General features: G+C 51.1%; 12 protein-coding genes and 1 pseudogene. 7 read left to right on the top strand and 6 right to left on the bottom strand.

Going from position 1 to position 18,496, the window contains the following annotated elements; all coding sequences use genetic code 11:
• Nucleotides 1-105: 105 nt before the first annotated feature.
• The 5 genes from H8L47_RS21105 to H8L47_RS21085 form a co-directional block, all read right to left on the bottom strand.
• A complete protein-coding gene (locus H8L47_RS21105; RefSeq protein WP_186955583.1) occupies nucleotides 106-4,794 on the bottom strand; it encodes a glutamate synthase-related protein in 4,689 nt (1,562 codons plus the stop codon).
• A 449-nt stretch (nucleotides 4,795-5,243) separates the two neighbouring features.
• Nucleotides 5,244-5,942 carry a transposase gene (locus H8L47_RS21100; RefSeq protein ID WP_186955582.1) on the bottom strand — a complete coding sequence of 233 codons (699 nt, stop codon included), beginning with the start codon at nucleotides 5,940-5,942 and terminating at the stop codon, nucleotides 5,244-5,246.
• A 244-nt stretch (nucleotides 5,943-6,186) separates the two neighbouring features.
• A complete protein-coding gene (locus tag H8L47_RS21095) occupies nucleotides 6,187-6,528 on the bottom strand; it encodes a hypothetical protein (protein WP_186955581.1) in 342 nt (113 codons plus the stop codon).
• A gap of 228 nt (nucleotides 6,529-6,756) precedes the next feature.
• Complete coding sequence (phnD, locus tag H8L47_RS21090) at nucleotides 6,757-7,734, bottom strand: phosphate/phosphite/phosphonate ABC transporter substrate-binding protein (protein WP_186955580.1); 978 nt, start codon at nucleotides 7,732-7,734, stop codon at nucleotides 6,757-6,759.
• Between the two features lie 574 nt (nucleotides 7,735-8,308).
• The gene (locus H8L47_RS21085; RefSeq protein WP_186955579.1) at nucleotides 8,309-9,565 is read right to left on the bottom strand and encodes a DEAD/DEAH box helicase; all 1,257 of its coding nucleotides are present in this window, start codon (nucleotides 9,563-9,565) and stop codon (nucleotides 8,309-8,311) included.
• Between the two features lie 261 nt (nucleotides 9,566-9,826).
• Here H8L47_RS21085 and H8L47_RS21080 point away from each other — a divergent pair, with 261 nt between their 5' ends.
• From H8L47_RS21080 to H8L47_RS30305, 6 genes are all read left to right on the top strand, one after another.
• Nucleotides 9,827-10,171 (top strand): cobalt-zinc-cadmium resistance protein, encoded by a 345-nt coding sequence (locus H8L47_RS21080; RefSeq protein WP_222616632.1) that lies wholly within the window; start codon nucleotides 9,827-9,829, stop codon nucleotides 10,169-10,171.
• A 147-nt stretch (nucleotides 10,172-10,318) separates the two neighbouring features.
• Nucleotides 10,319-11,596, top strand: coding sequence for a TolC family protein (locus tag H8L47_RS21075; RefSeq protein ID WP_186955577.1), 1,278 nt, complete (start codon nucleotides 10,319-10,321; stop codon nucleotides 11,594-11,596).
• A gap of 8 nt (nucleotides 11,597-11,604) precedes the next feature.
• On the top strand, nucleotides 11,605-13,185 hold the full coding sequence (locus H8L47_RS21070) for an efflux RND transporter periplasmic adaptor subunit (protein WP_186955576.1): 1,581 nt from the start codon (nucleotides 11,605-11,607) through the stop codon (nucleotides 13,183-13,185).
• Between the two features lie 17 nt (nucleotides 13,186-13,202).
• Nucleotides 13,203-16,358 carry an efflux RND transporter permease subunit gene (locus H8L47_RS21065; RefSeq protein WP_186955575.1) on the top strand — a complete coding sequence of 1,052 codons (3,156 nt, stop codon included), beginning with the start codon at nucleotides 13,203-13,205 and terminating at the stop codon, nucleotides 16,356-16,358.
• 316 nt (nucleotides 16,359-16,674) lie between these two features.
• Nucleotides 16,675-16,902 (top strand): hypothetical protein, encoded by a 228-nt coding sequence (locus H8L47_RS30310; RefSeq protein WP_329605480.1) that lies wholly within the window; start codon nucleotides 16,675-16,677, stop codon nucleotides 16,900-16,902.
• 68 nt (nucleotides 16,903-16,970) lie between these two features.
• Nucleotides 16,971-17,192: a hypothetical protein gene (locus H8L47_RS30305; RefSeq protein WP_329605479.1), complete on the top strand. Its 222-nt coding sequence runs from the start codon at nucleotides 16,971-16,973 to the stop codon at nucleotides 17,190-17,192.
• A 34-nt stretch (nucleotides 17,193-17,226) separates the two neighbouring features.
• Here H8L47_RS30305 and H8L47_RS21055 read toward each other — a convergent pair whose 3' ends face one another.
• The gene (locus tag H8L47_RS21055) at nucleotides 17,227-17,529 is read right to left on the bottom strand and encodes a hypothetical protein (protein WP_186955574.1); all 303 of its coding nucleotides are present in this window, start codon (nucleotides 17,527-17,529) and stop codon (nucleotides 17,227-17,229) included.
• A gap of 85 nt (nucleotides 17,530-17,614) precedes the next feature.
• Here H8L47_RS21055 and H8L47_RS29885 point away from each other — a divergent pair.
• Nucleotides 17,615-18,496: pseudogene (locus tag H8L47_RS29885) on the top strand (IS3 family transposase); the annotation flags it as partial.

The following is an 18,496-nucleotide window of genomic DNA, read 5'->3' as shown; positions in this document are numbered from 1 at the left end:
CTCAATATCGTTGCGGGCATATGCCCTGTCTAATCTGATTAAGCTGAACAGTCTGAAGAACACAGGAGGGTGCAGCCGCAGCCAGGCTGCGGCGCGCCCTGCCAACTATGCCGTGACTTTTTCCTTTTTCGCTGCGAGCTGCTTTGCTGCATACATTTCCCCCAGGGCGCGCTTGTATTCAGTAGGGAATACCTTGACGAACCTGGCACGGCTGCGTGCCCAGTCATCCAGCAAATTGCGGGCACGGGTACTACCTGTATGTTTGAAATGACGCTCTATCAGATTACGCAAGATGGCTTCATCCGTCTCTCCCTCACCGCCACGCAGACGGCTATGCCAGATGGATTTATCCAGAGTTGCCACTTGTACGTCCCCTGCCAAGACAGGCTCCAGTGTCACCATGGACATATTGCACTTGGCTTCAAATTCGCCTTCAGGGTCATACACATAAGCGATACCGCCCGACATGCCAGCAGCAAAGTTACGGCCTGTTTTGCCGAGAACGATGACGGTGCCGCCTGTCATGTATTCGCAACCATGGTCGCCAGTACCTTCAACCACCGTCACTGCGCCAGAATTACGTACCGCGAAGCGTTCTCCGGCAACTCCATTGATAAAGGCTTCACCAGAAATCGCACCGTACAGGACGGTGTTACCGCAGATGATGTTATCGACCGCCCAGCCACGGAATTCTGTATTCGGGCGGATGATGATGCGGCCACCGGACAAACCTTTGCCGACATAGTCATTACCTTCACCCACCAGGTCCAGCGTCACACCATGCGCCAGGAAGGCACCGGCAGACTGCCCAGCCGTACCTTGCAACTGAATGTGGATAGTGTCATCCGGCAAACCAGCGTGGCCATATCTTTTCGCCACTTCACCAGACAACATGGTACCGACAGTGCGGTTCAAGTTTTTGATCGGTGAAATGAAGGAGACTTTTTCCCCAGTTTCCAAAGCGATTTTTGCCTGGGCGATCAGTTTGTTATCGAGCGCTTTTTCCAGACCATGGTCTTGTACATCAACATGGCGTATCGCTGCACCTTCGGCCAGTTCTGGCTGATAGAAGATACGGCTGAAATCCAGCCCCTTAGCCTTCCAGTGTGATACTGCTTTGGATTTATCCAGCAAATCAACACGGCCTATCAAATCGTCATAAGTGCGTATGCCCAGCTGTGCCATGATCTGGCGCAATTCTTCAGCAACGAAGAAGAAGTAATTGACGACATACTCAGGCTTGCCAGAGAACTTGGCACGCAAGACCGGGTCTTGTGTTGCCACGCCTACCGGGCAAGTATTCAGATGGCACTTGCGCATCATGATGCAGCCTTCTACCACCAGCGGCGCTGTCGCAAAACCGATTTCATCGGCACCCAGCATCGCAGCAATCGCGACGTCACGGCCTGTTTTCATCTGGCCATCGGCCTGAACGCGAACACGGCCACGCAAGCCATTCAAAACCAGGGTTTGCTGGGTTTCAGACAAACCCAGTTCCCACGGCGTACCAGCATGCTTGATGGAAGACAAAGGTGAAGCACCTGTACCACCATCATGACCAGCGATGACCACGTGATCAGCCTTGGCCTTGGAAACACCTGCAGCAACCGTACCGACACCAACTTCAGACACCAGTTTGACCGAGATCGAAGCTCTAGGATTGGCATTTTTCAGATCATGGATCAACTGCGCCAGATCTTCAATCGAATAAATATCATGATGTGGTGGTGGAGAAATCAAACCCACGCCAGGTACAGAGAAACGCAGTTTGGCGATGTATTCAGATACTTTGTGGCCTGGTAACTGGCCACCCTCACCTGGCTTGGCACCTTGCGCCATCTTGATTTGTATCTGGTCAGCAGAACTCAAATATTCAGCGGTAACACCAAAGCGACCAGAGGCGACTTGCTTGATTTTCGAGCGCAGAGAGTCACCATCCTGCAAAGGAATATCCACTTCTATCTGGTCTTTGCCGATGACTGAAGCCAGTGTCGCACCCTGCTTGATAGGGATGCCTTTCAGCTCTTGCTGATAACGCGCCGGATCTTCACCACCTTCACCCGTATTTGATTTGCCGCCTATGCGGTTCATTGCCACAGCCAGCGTAGCATGCGCTTCTGTACTGATGGAACCCAGGGACATCGCACCTGTTGCAAAACGCTTGACGATTTCCTTGGCCGGTTCTACCTGGTCCAGCGGGATAGCTTTGCTTGGGTCTATCTTGAATTCAAACAAGCCGCGCAGAGTCATATGACGCTTGCTCTGGTCATTGATGATCTGTGCGTATTCTTTATAAGAATTGTAATTGTTGGCACGGGTGGAGTGCTGCAGCTTGGCAATCGCGTCCGGTGTCCACATATGGTCTTCACCGCGAACGCGGAAAGCATATTCACCACCTGCATCCAGGGCATTTTCCAGTACAGGGTCCTGGCCGAAAGCTGCCTTGTGCAAGCGCAGGGCTTCTTCGGCAACTTCAAATACGCCTATGCCTTCTACATTTGATGCGGTGCCCTTGAAGTACTTGTCGACCAGCGATTTGTTCAAACCGACTGCTTCAAAAATCTGCGCGCCGCAATAGGACATATAGGTAGAGATACCCATTTTGGACATGACTTTCATCAAGCCCTTGCCTAATGCCTTGGTGTAGTTGTAGACCGCTTTTTCTGCCGACAATTCTCCAGACAAATCTTTTGCCATGTCGGCCAGGGTTTGCATCGCCAGGTAAGGATGGACAGCTTCTGCGCCATAACCTGCCAGCAGGGCAAAGTGATGGGTTTCGCGGGCAGAGCCAGTCTCGACGACCAGACCAGTGGTAGTACGCAAACCCTTGCTGACCAAATGCTGATGCACGGTCGATGTAGCCAGCAATGCCGGGATGGCGACATAGTGCTCGTCCATCTTGCGGTCAGTGATGATCATGATGTTGTGGCCAGACTTGACCGCATCGACCACTTCTGCACAGATGGATGCCAGACGTGCCTCAATACCATCCTTGCCCCAGGCAACCGGATAGCAGATATCCAGTTCATAGGACTTGAATTTGCCACCAGTATTGGCGCTGATATTGCGCAATTTGGCAATGTCAGCAAAATCCAGTATCGGTTGCGCCACTTCAAGACGCATGGGCGGGTTGATGTTATTGGTATCAAGCAAATTCGGTTTCGGGCCGATGAAGGATACCAGCGACATCACCATCGCTTCGCGGATAGGATCGATAGGCGGGTTGGTGACCTGTGCAAACAATTGCTTGAAGTAGTTATACAAAGGCTTGAGCTTGTTCGACATCACCGCCAGAGAAGAATCATTCCCCATGGAGCCGATTGCTTCTTCACCTGCCAGCGCCATCGGCGCCATCAGGAATTTCAAATCTTCCTGCGTGTAACCGAAGGCTTGCTGTCTATCCAGCAAAGTTGCAGAGTAGACGGTTTTGTCTTCTGCTGCCTTCAATTCATTGAGCTTGATACGTACCGATTTGATCCATTGTTTGTAAGGCTTGGCGTTGGCGTAGGTGTCCTTGATTTCTTTGTCATCAATGATGCGTCCCGCTTCCAGGTCGATAAGGAACATCTTGCCCGGTTGCAAACGCCATTTCTTGATGATCTTGGATTCTGGAATGGGCAAGACACCAGATTCCGATGCCATGACGACCAGGTCATCATCGGTGACAATGTAACGGGCAGGACGCAAGCCATTACGGTCAAGCGTGCCACCGATCTGGCGGCCATCAGTAAAGGCCATGGCGGCCGGACCGTCCCACGGTTCCATCATGGCGGCGTGGTATTCATAGAAAGCGCGGCGGTTTTCATCCATCATGGTGTGATTTTCCCAGGCTTCCGGGATCATCATCATCATTGCCTGTGCGATTGGGTAACCGGCCATCACCAGCAGTTCCAGCGCATTGTCGAAGCTTGCCGTATCAGACTGGCCTTCAAAAATCAGCGGATAGAGTTTTTGCAAATCTTCGCCAAGTACGGCGGATTTCATTACGCCTTCTCGAGCGCGCATCCAGTTGAAGTTGCCTTTGACCGTATTGATTTCACCGTTATGCGCAATCATGCGGTAAGGGTGAGCCAGCGGCCATTCAGGGAAAGTATTGGTAGAGAAGCGTTGATGCACCAGCGCCAGTGCGGAGACGCAGCGCTCATCCTGCAAGTCTTTATAGTAAACACCGACCTGATCAGCCAGCAGCAAACCTTTATAAACGATGGTGCGGGCAGACATGGATGGCACGAAGTATTCTTTGCCATGCAAGAGATGCAGGGCTTCAATCGCATGCACAGCCGATTTGCGGATCACATACAGTTTGCGTTCCAGCGCGTCGGTGACCATGATGTCAGGGCCACGACCGATGAAGATCTGGCGTATGACAGGTTCTTTTTCACGAACGGTAGGTGACATCGGCATGTCGCGGTCTACCGGCACATCACGCCAGCCCAGTACAACCTGGCCTTCTGCGCGCACTGCACGTTCTATCTCTTGTTCGCAAGCCAGACGGGATGCATGCTCCTTGGGCAGGAAGATCATGCCTACGCCGTATTCACCAGGCGGCGGCAGGTTGATGCCCTGCTCGGCCATTTCTTCACGATAATACTGGTCAGGAATCTGAATCAGGATACCGGCACCATCACCCATCAGGGCATCAGCACCAACCGCACCCCTATGGTCAAGATTTTTCAAAATCAACAATCCCTGATCGACGATGGCATGCGTCTTCTTGCCTTTGATATGGGCAACAAAACCTACGCCACAGGCGTCATGTTCATTGGATGGGTCGTATAAACCTTGAGCGTGCATAGTGGATCTCCGGAGGACAATTTCAATATCAGGACTTACGTGAAACAGCTGTCGGTGTGAATAGCTATCGTGGCTATTCATGCACTTGCTGGCTGCGGATGGCAGCTTGATGACTTTGGCTTGATGGATGATCAAACCAGGTTGGCCAGGATTCCGGGTAAGGAAGATGGCACTACGCTGGACAAATGTGTCAGGCATTTGTTGGTTGCAAATGCGCCGACACGACAGTTTGGCGTAAATCCTGTCAGGACAAGACAGAGAATAGTGCAGTGCAAAATATTACGCAACTGGTTTAATTGGGGTCAGTGTCAATTAAAAATCTTCAATTTTTTGTTATTTTTTAATTGGGGACATAGTAAAAATCGCCGTGTTTACTGGGTTTCCGCCGTTTGCATCAGAGTTTTGAAGAGCAGATGTCGCCAGTAGACGGACTCAGGAAAAAGAAAAAATTAAATGATTTCCTGAGTTTTGCGAGGTCGGCCGCGCTTGACTGGCTCTACCCTCCTCTCCGTCAGCTTGCTCATTTCTATCTTGAATCTGGATGAGCCCAGCATCCAGGCCTTGGTGGTGGCCTGGGTGATTTCGCTGATTTGCGTGCTTGACAAACCCTGCTCCAGACTCTGCTTATAGGCAGCTTCGCGCTGGAAAGGTGTATTTCCCAATGCCCAGTAACAGCTATGGTCGGTGATCAGGGGGTCAATAGTCAGGCCTACATGATGACGGTAGCTGGACCAGGTGTAATCGAGCAAATCCTGCACCAGACTGGCGCGCAGAGGATTGCTTTCCATATAGATACTGCAGGGAATGAAGTAGGTCGCGGATTCAATGACTGTGGCGCGATAACGCCCCTGCCACAAGGTACCAGCGCGTTGGTATTTACGATTAAAATAAGGGACATAGTGACGGCCCAACCATTGCATCATCTTGCCCAGTCCTGGTTCATCACCGGGGGTCAGTAACAAATGCAGGTGGTCTGGCATCAATACATAGGCATGGATGGCGACGTCAAACAGCCTGGCAGCTTGCTTGAGCCAGTCCAGGAAACTGTTGTAATCCTCGGCATCCTGGAAAATCAAGGCACCAGCATTGCCACGCTGGATAACATGATGTTGCTGATGCGGAATAACTAAACGGGCTAATCTGGCCATGTGTGTGCAGGCAATCCAAAAGAGTCTGGATTGTGCTTGGCATCTGACTATCTTGTCAAAACTTATCTGTACTGTGTCATTGGCAGCAATAATGCCATTGACGTCAGCAACAAATGCGAACAACGAAGCATACCTGCCATGCCCTGATCACAGGACATGGCCATGGTCTGTCTATGCTCTATATAGTCTTTTGGGAGGCGCGACAGCTTTCCGGTGCAATCGGAAAGCTGGCAATCCCGCTTTATCAGGCAGCGATGAGTTCTTGAACCGGGCTTTTCAAGCGGAAAGCTTTGAGCGCACGGGATGCATCCGGTACTGCAACGATTTCTGGTGTACCAGTCATCAATTCAGAAATACGGCTCTTCAGGGCTTTTGCTTGTGTCGCCAGATTGAAATGTGCGGGACGCTGAGTCTGCACTATGCTCCAGCGCGCTACAGGCGCATGGCCACTACCATCCAGCAAGGATTTTTCACGCAACCAGTTCTCGAAGGAACGGGTAGTCATGTCGCTTTCTATCCAGATCAAATGATCTGAAGTCATTTTCTTGCTGTTGTCCGAAGGGCGAACCAGTATTTCGTAAATCATTTTCTGACTCCTTAAAGGGAAACTTTGCTTAAAGGAAGGTGTCAGCAAAGATTCTTTAGTCCAAAAACGCACCGGTTCGCCATTCAGTTGACACATTAATGTACAAAAGTGAGAAATTTTTTTATAAATTTTATAAAAAAACAATAAATTAGGCCCGATTGCGGTGAAATTACCCTATTCATTGCATTTATTTCAGCTTTTAATACAAATTACCTGGAACTATTTTTATTATTTGATGCGAGAAGCTTCCAGCACGAAACTCAGTTTGCCAAAACGGGCGCTGACTTCATCAAACTTCTTTTGTTTTTGAGCATCGGTCAGTCCTGGATTGTTGAGGTTTTCACGCAAGAGGCTAAATAATGTCAAATCAGCAATTGGTTTCAACTGCGCATCTGTAGAGCGCTGGAAACCAGACAAATTCAGAATATCTTTCAGTACCACCTGCGCCTGCTTTTGCTTGCCATAATTGACAAAGAAATCTTCGATGCGGGTTTTCAAGGCTGGCGACAAGTCCTTGCGGTACAAAATAGGATCATTGGGTATTAGAGGTGAAGTCCAGATAACGCGCACTTTAGCGATTTGCTCAGGCGCTTCTTTTTTTAATCGATCCATCTCTTCAGAATTAAAAGTAGCCACATCAGCGTCACCTTGAGTGACAGCCGCAAAATTGCTTTGATGGTTACCGACATTGACCTTCTTGAACAGCTTATTGATATCTATTTTATTTTTAGCAAACAAATAATAAGCAGGCACCAGATAACCAGAAGTAGATTTCTTGTCGCCATCGGAGAATACATACACACCAGGCTTGGCCGAAACCTGATCAAAAGTCGTCAATGCACTCTTGCTGGAAGCGATCAGCAAAGAATTATAGCCACGTGAGCCATCACTTTTCACCATTTGTGCAAACACAGTCGATTTGCCATCTTCAACGGCATCCAGGGCGACCTTGCTGCTCAGCCAGGCGACTTGTATCTTGTTTTCTTTCAAGCCAGCAACGATCTCACTGTAGTTGGAAGAGATGGCAGCACTCACTTCCGTGCCTGTGCTTTTTGCCAGATCATCCAGCAATGGCTGCCAGCGCTTGCGCGTGTCCTCGATACTGGTGGTGGCGATAAGGCCAACCGTGAGTTTTTCTGCGGCATGGGCAACAGTGACAAACATACTGCCAACAAGCAGTGTCAGGGGAAGAATTTTTTTAAACATAAAGCCTCGATAGAAAATACAAATGCCCAAAGCATCAAGATGCTTATGACCGGTCAGACATGTATGCGATAGCAGACAAACAAGTGCCGTCAATGACGTACTTTGGGACAGGAATGGGAGGGTGATTGGATGTACGACAAGTAAGTTCTGCACATCAATTAAGCAGAATTATAGCATCAGATGAATTGCGGCAACATTTTTTCACAAAGCAAGAGATATATTCGAGTCAGTTGCCGAATGATTAGAAGTTGCTGAAAAAATACGCAAAATACTTTGCAACGATTGGAAGAAACAGCCGTCTGAGCATCTTAAAACCACGCAAAATGACTCAAGCCAATTTAATCAAGTCATTGATTTACATAAATATTTTCTCTGCCACTCAAGACTTTTCAATAACTGGCTCTACACCATACAATCAGAAATGCACAAATAACATGCACTTCCATTTTCCGTTGTAAATTTGTCTCTTGAGCACGCATGAACTTGACAACTACTATCGTAGTTGAAGCTGGTGGAACTCTTCACGTCATTGCGACTCTGCATGCCATTTCTAGCAGCCAGGCCAATCCAGACATTATTTGTTTTGCGCTGCAAGCTCGCGCAGCTTGTCTTTTTTGCTCTTGCGCTTGCCCTTGATGCCGCCAGTTGGCGCATCGGTCTCTTCTGGAGTCATGTCGCCTGATGTCTGGCTGGGCTCAAAACCTGCGAGCGTTTCGCGTGGGACGCGCTTGTCCTGGCGTTTTTCTATCAGGCGGAAATGCATTTCATGTTCGGCAAGGATAAAACTGATTGCACACCCACTGGCGCCGGCGCGGCCGGTACGACCTATACGGTGGATGTAGTCATCTGCCGAGCGCGGCAAATCGTAGTTGACGACGGCAGGCAGACCGGCAACATCAATACCACGTGCCGCCAGATCAGTAGCGACCAGCACCTGGATGCGATTCGCCTTGAAGTCAGCCAGCATATGCTGGCGCGCGCCCTGACTGGCATCTCCGTTAAAGGCTTCGGTCTTGATACCAGCTTTTTTCAACTTATTCGACACCGTATCACTGGCATATTTGGTGGCGACAAAAACCAGTACACGTTCCCATTGTTGCTCTTTGATCAGGTGCACCAATAGCCGGGTGCGCTTGTCGGCATCCACCGCAATCGCCCTTTGCGCGATGTCTGGCAGGTTTTCAGTCAGATCGGCAATCGCTATGCGCTTAGGCTCATGCAACAAAGCCAGGGCCAGCTTTTTTACTGCAGGCGAAAAAGTGGCAGAGAAAAACAGATTTTGCCGCTGTGCGGGCAATTGTTCGAGTATGCGCTTGATTTCATCGGCAAAACCCAGGTCCAGCAAGCGGTCTGCCTCGTCCAGCACCAGCGTGCTGACATGCTGCAAGGACAAGGCATTGTTATCCAGTAAATCAAGCAAGCGGCCTGGTGTACTGATGACAACATCTGCACCGCCCCGCAAATGCATCATTTGCGGATTGATGGACGCACCGCCATAGATCACAGCGACTTTTAATTTTTTTGGCAAGTGCTCTGCCAAGGTTTCGATGGTTTGCCCCACTTGCCCCGACAACTCACGGGTAGGCACCAGGACCAGCACTTTAACCTTGCGCTGCTTGCTGCCCTCTTCCATGTCTTGTTGCAGGCGCTGCAATAATGGCAAGGCAAAGGCGGCTGTCTTGCCCGAGCCAGTCTGCGCCAGTGCCATGACATCCTGACCAGCCAGTACGGCAGGAATAGCCTCAGTCTGCACCGCAGTAGGAAGCGTATATTGGCGCGCTGCCACTGCAAGCAAGAGTTCAGGGCTAAGGCCCAGGTTAGCAAAAGTCATGGAAAAATCTGGAGTAGAAAAATACAATGATGTTCAAGCGAAAGCCTACACCCGACACTCATCAGGATTGCAAAGCTTTTTGTGTATCGCGCATTGTAGAACAGAAAGCTTATTCACTAAGGTATGAATTTTCCAGGAAAGCCTTGACTCTGTAGTTGCTACAGGGTGTTTAATGAAGCATGGCTACAGTTATTCTGGCCACCGAGAATACACAATTGCTTTAAGGTTTATAATTCGCGCATGCTTAAGAAATTTGTCTTTATGATCATCCTTGCCTTCACTCTCCAGCTCAGCTGGGCGGTGGCGAGTGCCTATTGCATGCATGAGACAGACAAGAGCGCGCAACATTTTGGTCATCACCCGCATGAACATGAGGCCGCGGATGGCGATGCACATACAGACAAATCTGCGGACAAGTCACAAAAAAAATCAGCCTCTCACACCGATTGCGCGTCGTGCACACCTAGCCCTCTTGGCACCTATTCTTCAAATTTATTAATCAGCCAGTCGCCGCTGATTGCCTATCAGCTCAGTGCAGCATCTTTACAAACTCCCGCGCCTTTTCTGGCACAACCTGAACGTCCCAAATGGATGGCCTTCGCCTAAGTCCGGCGAGCTATCTGTCTACACCAGTCCTCTTTGTTATTGAGTTTCGCCACGTATCTTGCTACGTGTAGCGTCACGCATTGCAACAGAAAGAAACATGACAGCGACTTGCTGGATTCTTCCTTTTCGTTATTCCAGGAGAATGCCATGCAAAAATTATTACCATCAGCTTTAGTAGCTGTAATGCTGTGTGCCATGCTGTTGCCAGCATCTGCACAGATACAAAATTCACCGCCCCCAACCAGCGCTGCCGTGCTCCCCTTGACCGCTGCATTAAGGCAGGCGCTTGCCAACAATCCCGACATTGCTGCAGCCAGGCGTGAAGTACAAGCCAGTGAAGGCGCATTGCGCCAGGCAGGCGTCATGCCCAACCCTGAACTGTCTGCGCTCGTGGAAGATGCCAGGCAGGATAGCCGCAGTATCACCATACAAATCAATCAGGCACTGGAACTGGGTGGCAAACGCGGCGCACGCATCAGTGTCGCTGAGCATAGCCGTAGAGCAGCCCTGAATGAGCTGGCTATCAAATCAGCCGAGATCAGAGCGGCAGTCACCACGCAATTTTTTGCTGTGCTGATTGCAGAAGAACGCCTGCGCATGGCGACAGCGTCGCTAGAGCTGGCACAACGCGCCAGCCATGCTGCCAGCCGCCAGGTCAATCTGGGGAAAATCCCGCCACTGGAAGCCACCAGGGCAGGCATCGCCGAATCTGGTGTGCGCGTGGAACTGGCGCAAGCCAATAGTGAATTGCTGATAGCCAGGCAAGGTCTGGCAACAGCCATGGGTAACAAGCTGGCTGCTGAGCAGCAATTGCAGGCTGAATTCCATACCTTGCCCGCCTTGCCCAGCATGCAAAAACTGACGCAAGCCCTGGCACGATCACCATTGATGCAACGCGCGCAACTGGAAGTGGACAAGCGCGTCGCCATGTCTGCACTGGAAAAAAGCAGACAAGTCCCCGACCTGACTGTAAGCATAGGCAGCAAGCGCGAACAGCAAACCGGCCGTAACCAGGCCATCGTCGGCATCAGCATCCCGCTGAACCTGTTCGACCGCAACCAGGGCAATTTGCAAGAAGCACTGAGCCGCGCAGACAAGGCCAGGGATGAGTTGACAGCCACAGAAAACCGCCTGCATGGCGAAGTGCTGCAAGCCCATCAACGCCTGAGCCTGGCCAGAGAAGAAGCTGAGATGCTGAAAAAAACCATGCTGCCCGGTGCTCAGCAGGCATATGAGCTTGCCATCAAGGGCTTTGAATATGGCAAGTTCAATTTCATGGATGTGCTGGATGCCCAGCGTTCATTACTGCAAGCCAGGGCGCAATATTTGCGCAGCCTGTCAGAAGCGCAGCGTGCTGCTGCTGAAATCGAAGCTTATCTGGGTGACAGTGAGTTCAGCCTGTTCACTGCCACATCTTCATTCTAGGATTTTGTATGAAACTGAATATCAATAAAAAAACTGCTGTCACTATTGCCAGCGTCATGGCGATAGGCGTAATACTGGGCGCTCTGATACTAAGCACGGGCAAGAAAAAAACTGGTGACGCCCATGGCAGCCACGCGGAACAATCTGCCCATGCAGATGAGGATCACCATGACGAAAAAAATAAAGATGCGCATGCTGACGAGCAAGCGCATGCAGACAAAGAGCATCACAATGACGCTAGTGAATCAAAAAAAGGTCCACATGGTGGCAAACTGTTCAGCAAGGATGGCTATGCGCTGGAAGTGACCATCTTCGAACAAAATACGCCACCAGAATTTCGCCTGTATGCCTATCAGGATGGCAAGCAGCTGGCACCTGCTGCCAATACCGTCAGCATCAATCTGGAACGTCTGGGTGGGGCAGTACAGAACTTCAAGTTCGCGACGGAAAAAAACTATCTGAAAAGCGATGCCATCGTCGAAGAACCGCATTCCTTCAAAGCCAGCATCACTGCCCAGCATGCGGGCAAGAGCTATCAGTTCAATTATGAACAGATAGAAGGCCGGGTCAGCATGAATGCCCTGAAGCGCAAGCAAAATGGTGTGGAAACAGAAATCGCAGGCGCGGTGAAACTGCAAAGCAGTCTGAATCTGCTGGGGGAAGTACGTCTGAATGAAGACCGCACACTGCAAATCGTGCCTCGCCTCGCAGGCGTAGTAGAAAGCGTGGCAGTGAATGCAGGTGACAAGGTCAGCAAGGGTCAGTTACTGGCCGTGATTTCCAGCCAGGCATTGGTGGATTTGCGCACCGAAGTGCTGGCAACACAAAAACGCCATGCACTGGCACGCAGCAATTTTGAACGCGAGAAAAAACTCTGGGAAGAAAAAATCTCAGCCGAGCAGGATTATCTGCATGCCCGCAATGCCATGCAGGAAGCCGACATCACGCTGCAAAGTGCGCAACAAAAACTGGCTTCCCTGGGCACAGGCATGGCGACAACGGGCAACCTGAACCGCTATGAAATCCGCTCACCTATCGCAGGCACAGTGACCGAGAAAAACATCAGCATGGGCCAGTCACTCAAGGATGATGCTGCCATTTTTACAGTAGCCGATCTCAGCAGTGTCTGGGTAGAAGTCGCGATTCCTGCCAAAGATCTCAACCATGTCAGGACAGGCCAGCCTGCCAGGATCAGCGCCAACGCCTTTGATGCAACAGCAGAAGGCAAGCTCAGTTATGTGGGCGCTGTCATGGGTGAACAAACCCGTACGGCCAAAGCACGTTTGCTGCTGCCAAATGCCAAGGGTGAATGGTATCCAGGCCTGACCGTGAATGTGGCCCTGCTGTCGGCAGAAGTGGAAGTTCCGATTGCGATAGTCAATGAGGCCATACAAATCATTGATGAGCAAGCCACAGTGTTTGCCAGCTATGGTGATCAGCTGGAAGCCAGGCCCGTGGATCTGGGCCGCAGCGATGGCAAGTACACAGAAATACGCAAGGGCTTGCAGGCTGGTACAGCCTATGTCGCGAAAAACAGTTTCCTGATCAAGGCTGAGCTGGGCAAAGCTGCCGCCAGTCATGACCATTAGACGCAGGAGCACACATCATGTTTGAAAAAATCATCAGTTTTTCGATAGCGCAGCGCTGGCTGGTCATCATGCTGACCCTGGCGCTGGCAGCACTGGGCATTTTCAGTTACCAGCGCCTGCCGATAGATGCCGTGCCTGACATCACCAATGTCCAGGTACAGGTGAATACTGCCGCCCCCGGCTACTCACCACTGGAAGCTGAGCAACGCATTAGCTTTCCCATAGAAACCGTAATGGCAGGCCTGCCTAACCTGCAACAGACGCGTTCATTGTCACGCTATGGTCTGTCACAAGTGACCATCATCTTCAAGGATGGGACAGACATTTACTTTGCCCGCCAGCTCGTCAATGAGCGTATACAGGAAGCCAAGGGCAAGTTACCTGCAGGCATAGAACCCGGCATGGGTCCTATCTCCACTGGTCTGGGCGAGATCGTCATGTGGACAGTCGAGAGCAAGGAAGGCGCGATCAAAGCCGATGGCCAGCCCTATACGGCAACCGACTTGCGCGAGATACAGGACTGGATAGTCAAGCCTCAATTGCGCAATGTTGCAGGCGTGACCGAGATCAATACCATAGGCGGCTATGTCAAGGAAATTTTGGTTGCACCTTCGCCAGAAAAACTGGTGGCGCATGGCTTGAGCTGGCAAGATGTCGTCACCGCACTGGAAAAGAATAATGGCAATGTCGGCGCGGGCTATATAGAAAGACGTGGCGAGCAATACCTGGTCAGGGCACCGGGGCAACTGTCATCCATGGATGAGATACGCAATGTCGTTGTCAGCAGTCAGAAAAATATTCCTGTGCGTATCGGCGATATCGCCGAAGTCAGTATAGGCCGTGAATTGCGTACTGGTGCAGCGACAGAAAATGGCCGTGAAGTCGTGCTTGGTACAGTCTTCATGCTGATCGGTGAAAACAGCCGCAAGGTATCGCAGGACGTAGCAAAAAAACTGGCCGAGATCAACCGCAGCCTGCCCCCCGGCATTATCGCCAGCACAGTGTATGACCGCACCGTGCTGGTCGACAAGGCCATCAATACGGTAAAGAAAAACCTGCTGGAAGGTGCGGTACTGGTGATCGCCATCCTGTTCCTGTTTTTGGGAAATATCCGCGCTGCCATCATCACCGCCATGGTGATACCGCTGGCAATGTTGTTCACATTTACCGGCATGGTAGGCAATAAGGTCAGTGCCAATCTCATGAGCCTGGGTGCGCTGGATTTTGGCATCATCATTGATGGTGCGGTGGTCATCGTGGAAAACTGCGTGCGCAGGCTGGCTCATGCACAAGCCGCTGCCGGACGTACCCTGAACCGCAGTGAACGCCTGCAAGAAGTATTTGCCGCAGCCAAAGAAGCCCGACGCCCCTTGCTGTTTGGTCAGTTGATCATCATGGTGGTTTACCTGCCCATCTTTGCACTGACCGGGGTAGAAGGCAAGATGTTCCACCCCATGGCGTTTACCGTAGTTGCTGCCCTACTTGCAGCGATGGTGCTATCGATGACTTTTATTCCCGCCGCTGTCGCCTTGTTCATCGGTGAGCACGTCAGCGAAAAAGAAAACCGTTTGATGCTGTGGGCGAAACAACTCTACCAACCCATGCTGGAATTTGCATTGCAAAGCAAGGCACTGGTCTTGAGCATCGTTGTGGTGGTGCTGGCTTTGAGTGGCTTGTTGGCCAGCCGTATGGGCAGTGAATTTGTCCCCAGCCTGAATGAGGGCGATATCGCCCTCCACGCCTTGCGCATACCTGGCACCAGTCTGACCCAGGCGCTACAAATGCAGATAGAACTGGAACACGTGATACGCACTTTCCCAGAGGTGGACAAAGTCTTTGGCAAGCTGGGCACGGCAGAAATCGCCACTGACCCCATGCCGCCGAATGTGGCCGATACCTTCATCATGCTCAAGCCGCAAGAACAATGGCCAGACCCAACGCGCAGCAAGGATGATCTGGTGGCAGCGATACAGGAAGCCGTGGAAAAAGTACCGGGCAATAACTATGAATTTACCCAGCCCATACAAATGCGTTTCAATGAACTGATCTCCGGCGTACGCAGTGACGTCGCGATCAAGGTGTTTGGTGACGACATGGACATCATGAACCGCACTGGAGAGCAGATTGCCAGAGTGCTGGAAAAAATTCCCGGGGCTGCCGATGTCAAGCTGGAACAAACCACTGGCCTGCCGATGTTGAGCATAAACATCAACCGTGAAAAAGCGGCCAGGCTGGGCTTGAATATCAGCGATGTACAAGACGTGATTTCCGCAGCCATAGGTGGCAAGGAATCCGGCACCCTGTTCCAGGGCGACCGTCGTTTCGATATCGTCGTGCGTTTGCCAGAAAACCTGCGCAGCGATATTGATGCCATCAAACGCCTGCCTATACGCTTGCCGAATGTATCGAATCCACAAAATGGAGCAAGTAATTTCATTACCCTGGCGGACCTGGCAAGCATAGACATGGCACCCGGCCCCAACCAGATCAGCCGCGAAGATGGCAAGCGCCGCGTCGTCGTCACCGCCAATGTACGTGGCCGCGATATCGGTTCTTTTGTGGCAGAAGCGCAAGAACAACTGGCACAAAAAGTCAAAGTCCCGACGGCTTACTGGACCACCTGGGGCGGCACTTTCGAGCAATTGCAATCCGCTACCCAACGCCTGCAAATCGTCGTACCCGCCGCTTTGCTGCTGGTCTTCATGCTGCTGTTCGCCATGTTTGGCAATATCAGGGATGGCTTGCTGGTATTCACCGGCGTACCGTTTGCCCTGACTGGCGGCATCGTCGCATTGTGGCTGCGCGATATACCACTGTCGATTTCTGCGGGGGTTGGCTTTATCGCTTTGTCAGGTGTTGCAGTATTGAATGGCCTGGTGATGATTGCGTATATACGCACCCTGCGTGAAGAAGGCATGGCACTGGATAGCGCCATCCAGCAAGGCGCATTGACACGCCTGCGCCCGGTGCTGATGACAGCACTGGTAGCATCCCTGGGCTTCATCCCCATGGCACTGGCGACAGGCACGGGGGCTGAAGTACAAAGGCCATTGGCCACCGTAGTCATAGGCGGCATCTTGTCATCCACCCTATTGACGTTGCTGGTCTTGCCTTTGCTGTATCAACTGAGTCATCGCAAGCTGGATAAGGCTGGGAGAAGTGAAGGGTTTTAACATCCACAGAATGAGATAGTGCAGTAGGGGAATTGCTTTGCAGGTCGTCACGCTTCAGAGAATTTCAGGCGTGACGATCAGGGCAGAAACACCAATGGGGGAGACGAAGTTGTAATTCAGTCTTGCGTACTTTCACCCCGCAAGGATTATCGGATTATTCGTGCAAATAGTGCTGACTATGTCATTCGTGGAATAGTGGAAAAGTGTTATGTCGGCGCAAATGCACACTTGGTTAATGCTCTTAATGGAGAAGTAGAAACCGTAAGTAGTGCCCAGAGAACATGTGACTCGACGACTGGGGTGCAAGCTATACGATATGCCCGTCAGTTTCAAATGGTTCGCCCCAAGCCAGTTTGATGGCAACCTGGGGTTTTCCGGCGAAGAAAGCGCAGGAGCCAGCTTTGTACGCATGGACGGCAGACAAAGACGGCATAGTCGCCGCCCTGCTGGCAGGAGAACTAAAAGAAAAAATCCGGCCGCGACCCCGGCCAGCTATATGAACAGCTTACACAAGAATTTGGCAAACTCGTCAGCATACGGGTAGAAGTCCCCGCCACCCCGGCCCAGAAAAAAGCCCTGTCCAAGCTATCACCACAACAGATCACCAGCAAATTGCTGGCAGGCGACAACATCACAGACATCCTCACCACCGCCCCCGGCAATATGACAGCCATAGGCGGCGTAAAAGTCATCACCGACAACGGCTGGTTCGCCGCCCGTCCTTCAGGGACAGAGGAAATCTACAAGATTTATGCAGAGAGCTTCAAGGGCGAACAGCATTTGAATGAGATAGTGGCGGAGGCGCAGGGGATTGTGGATTTGGCTTTGTCTTAAACAGGACAGGAGGGCAAAATTAATTTGCTTCCCGTTAAGTCCACAAAACCCATCTCACCTTCACCAGGCGTATCAACATCTGTGTTTCTATCTCATAACTCTCTTGATCAGGAATATCCGGCTCACTATAAGAAAGCCACCACTCATACAATTCTTTAATTTCTATCTTGGCGCAACGATGTCTTTCATCCACATCCAGATCTACATGTCCGGAGAAAAGCTGTCCTTTCTCGACGCAATCCTTCAATAGTTGAAAGCATGCATGCAGCATGACCGAGTTTTTATCTCGCCAAGCTTCGTTTAGAGTTTCAATTTTCAGGATATTTGCTGGCTGCATAAGACCGTCATTCGTTTGCTAGCACTGAGGTATCCTGATTTTTTAGGACATTCCTGTTTGTTAAAATAAACGATCAGGAGAAATAATGAAACAGAAAAAGAGATATACACCGGAATTGCGGGAAGAAGCAGTGAAACTTGTGCTGGCACAAGGATTGACACTAGAGGAAGCGGCATCTCGTATCGCCATTCCGAAAGGGACTTTGGTAGGTTGGGTAAATGCGGCCAAGAGTGGGCAGACACAGAAGACTGCCCCAGGAAGTCGGACGGTGCTGGAACTCGAAGCGGAAGTCGCCAAACTACGCAAGGAGCTGGCCCAGGCAAAGATGGAGCGCGATATCGTAAAAAAGGCGGCAGCGTACTTTGCGCAGGAGTCGCTGCCAAATACGCGTTCATGAAGACCATGCGACTCGATTATCCCATTGCCAGCTTGTGTCGCAGCTTTGGCGTCTCCCGTAGCGGCTTCTATGCCTGGCTAAACAGCATTCCGTCGGAACGTGCCAAGGTGGATGAACGCCTCAAGCTTGCCATTGCAGCGGTTCACAAGCAAAGCCGGGAGACTTATGGCCCATTGCGTATGCAACCGGAGCTGGCGGCGCAAGGGTATAAAGCTGGTCGCGATCGCATTATCCGGTTGCGCCGGGTACTGGCCTTGCGTTGCAAACAGAAGCAGAAATTTAAGGCGACAACCAACTCGAATCACCAGTTTCCTGTAGCAGAAAACTTGTTGAACCAGACATTTGCCCCAAGCAGCCCAAATGAAGTATGGGTGACCGATATCACCTATATCAGCACTGGTGAAGGATGGCTTTATCTGGCAGGAATCAAGGATGTCTATACCTGCGAGATTGTCGGCTATGCCATGGGAGAACGCATGACACAAGCCTTGACAGCAAAAGCATTGTGGAAGGCTGTCAGCAATAAACGACCACCGCCTGGTCTGATTCATCACTCAGACCGTGGTAGCC

The organism is Undibacterium umbellatum (assembly GCF_014284125.1).
Lineage (GTDB): Bacteria > Pseudomonadota > Gammaproteobacteria > Burkholderiales > Burkholderiaceae_D > Undibacterium > Undibacterium umbellatum.
This window is presented reverse-complemented; position numbering and strand designations above follow the sequence as displayed.

What these genes read in the sequence shown, in the direction of transcription:
- H8L47_RS21105 (WP_186955583.1), bottom strand. Translation starts at nt 4,794, where the DNA reads ATGCACGCTCAAGGTTTATACGACCCATCCAATGAACATGACGCCTGT.
- H8L47_RS21100 (WP_186955582.1), bottom strand. Translation starts at nt 5,942, where the DNA reads ATGGCCAGATTAGCCCGTTTAGTTATTCCGCATCAGCAACATCATGTT.
- H8L47_RS21095 (WP_186955581.1), bottom strand. Translation starts at nt 6,528, where the DNA reads ATGATTTACGAAATACTGGTTCGCCCTTCGGACAACAGCAAGAAAATG.
- phnD (WP_186955580.1), bottom strand. Translation starts at nt 7,734, where the DNA reads ATGTTTAAAAAAATTCTTCCCCTGACACTGCTTGTTGGCAGTATGTTT.
- H8L47_RS21085 (WP_186955579.1), bottom strand. Translation starts at nt 9,565, where the DNA reads ATGACTTTTGCTAACCTGGGCCTTAGCCCTGAACTCTTGCTTGCAGTG.
- H8L47_RS21080 (WP_222616632.1), top strand. Translation starts at nt 9,827, where the DNA reads ATGATCATCCTTGCCTTCACTCTCCAGCTCAGCTGGGCGGTGGCGAGT.
- H8L47_RS21075 (WP_186955577.1), top strand. Translation starts at nt 10,319, where the DNA reads ATGCAAAAATTATTACCATCAGCTTTAGTAGCTGTAATGCTGTGTGCC.
- H8L47_RS21070 (WP_186955576.1), top strand. Translation starts at nt 11,605, where the DNA reads ATGAAACTGAATATCAATAAAAAAACTGCTGTCACTATTGCCAGCGTC.
- H8L47_RS21065 (WP_186955575.1), top strand. Translation starts at nt 13,203, where the DNA reads ATGTTTGAAAAAATCATCAGTTTTTCGATAGCGCAGCGCTGGCTGGTC.
- H8L47_RS30310 (WP_329605480.1), top strand. Translation starts at nt 16,675, where the DNA reads ATGCCCGTCAGTTTCAAATGGTTCGCCCCAAGCCAGTTTGATGGCAAC.
- H8L47_RS21055 (WP_186955574.1), bottom strand. Translation starts at nt 17,529, where the DNA reads ATGCAGCCAGCAAATATCCTGAAAATTGAAACTCTAAACGAAGCTTGG.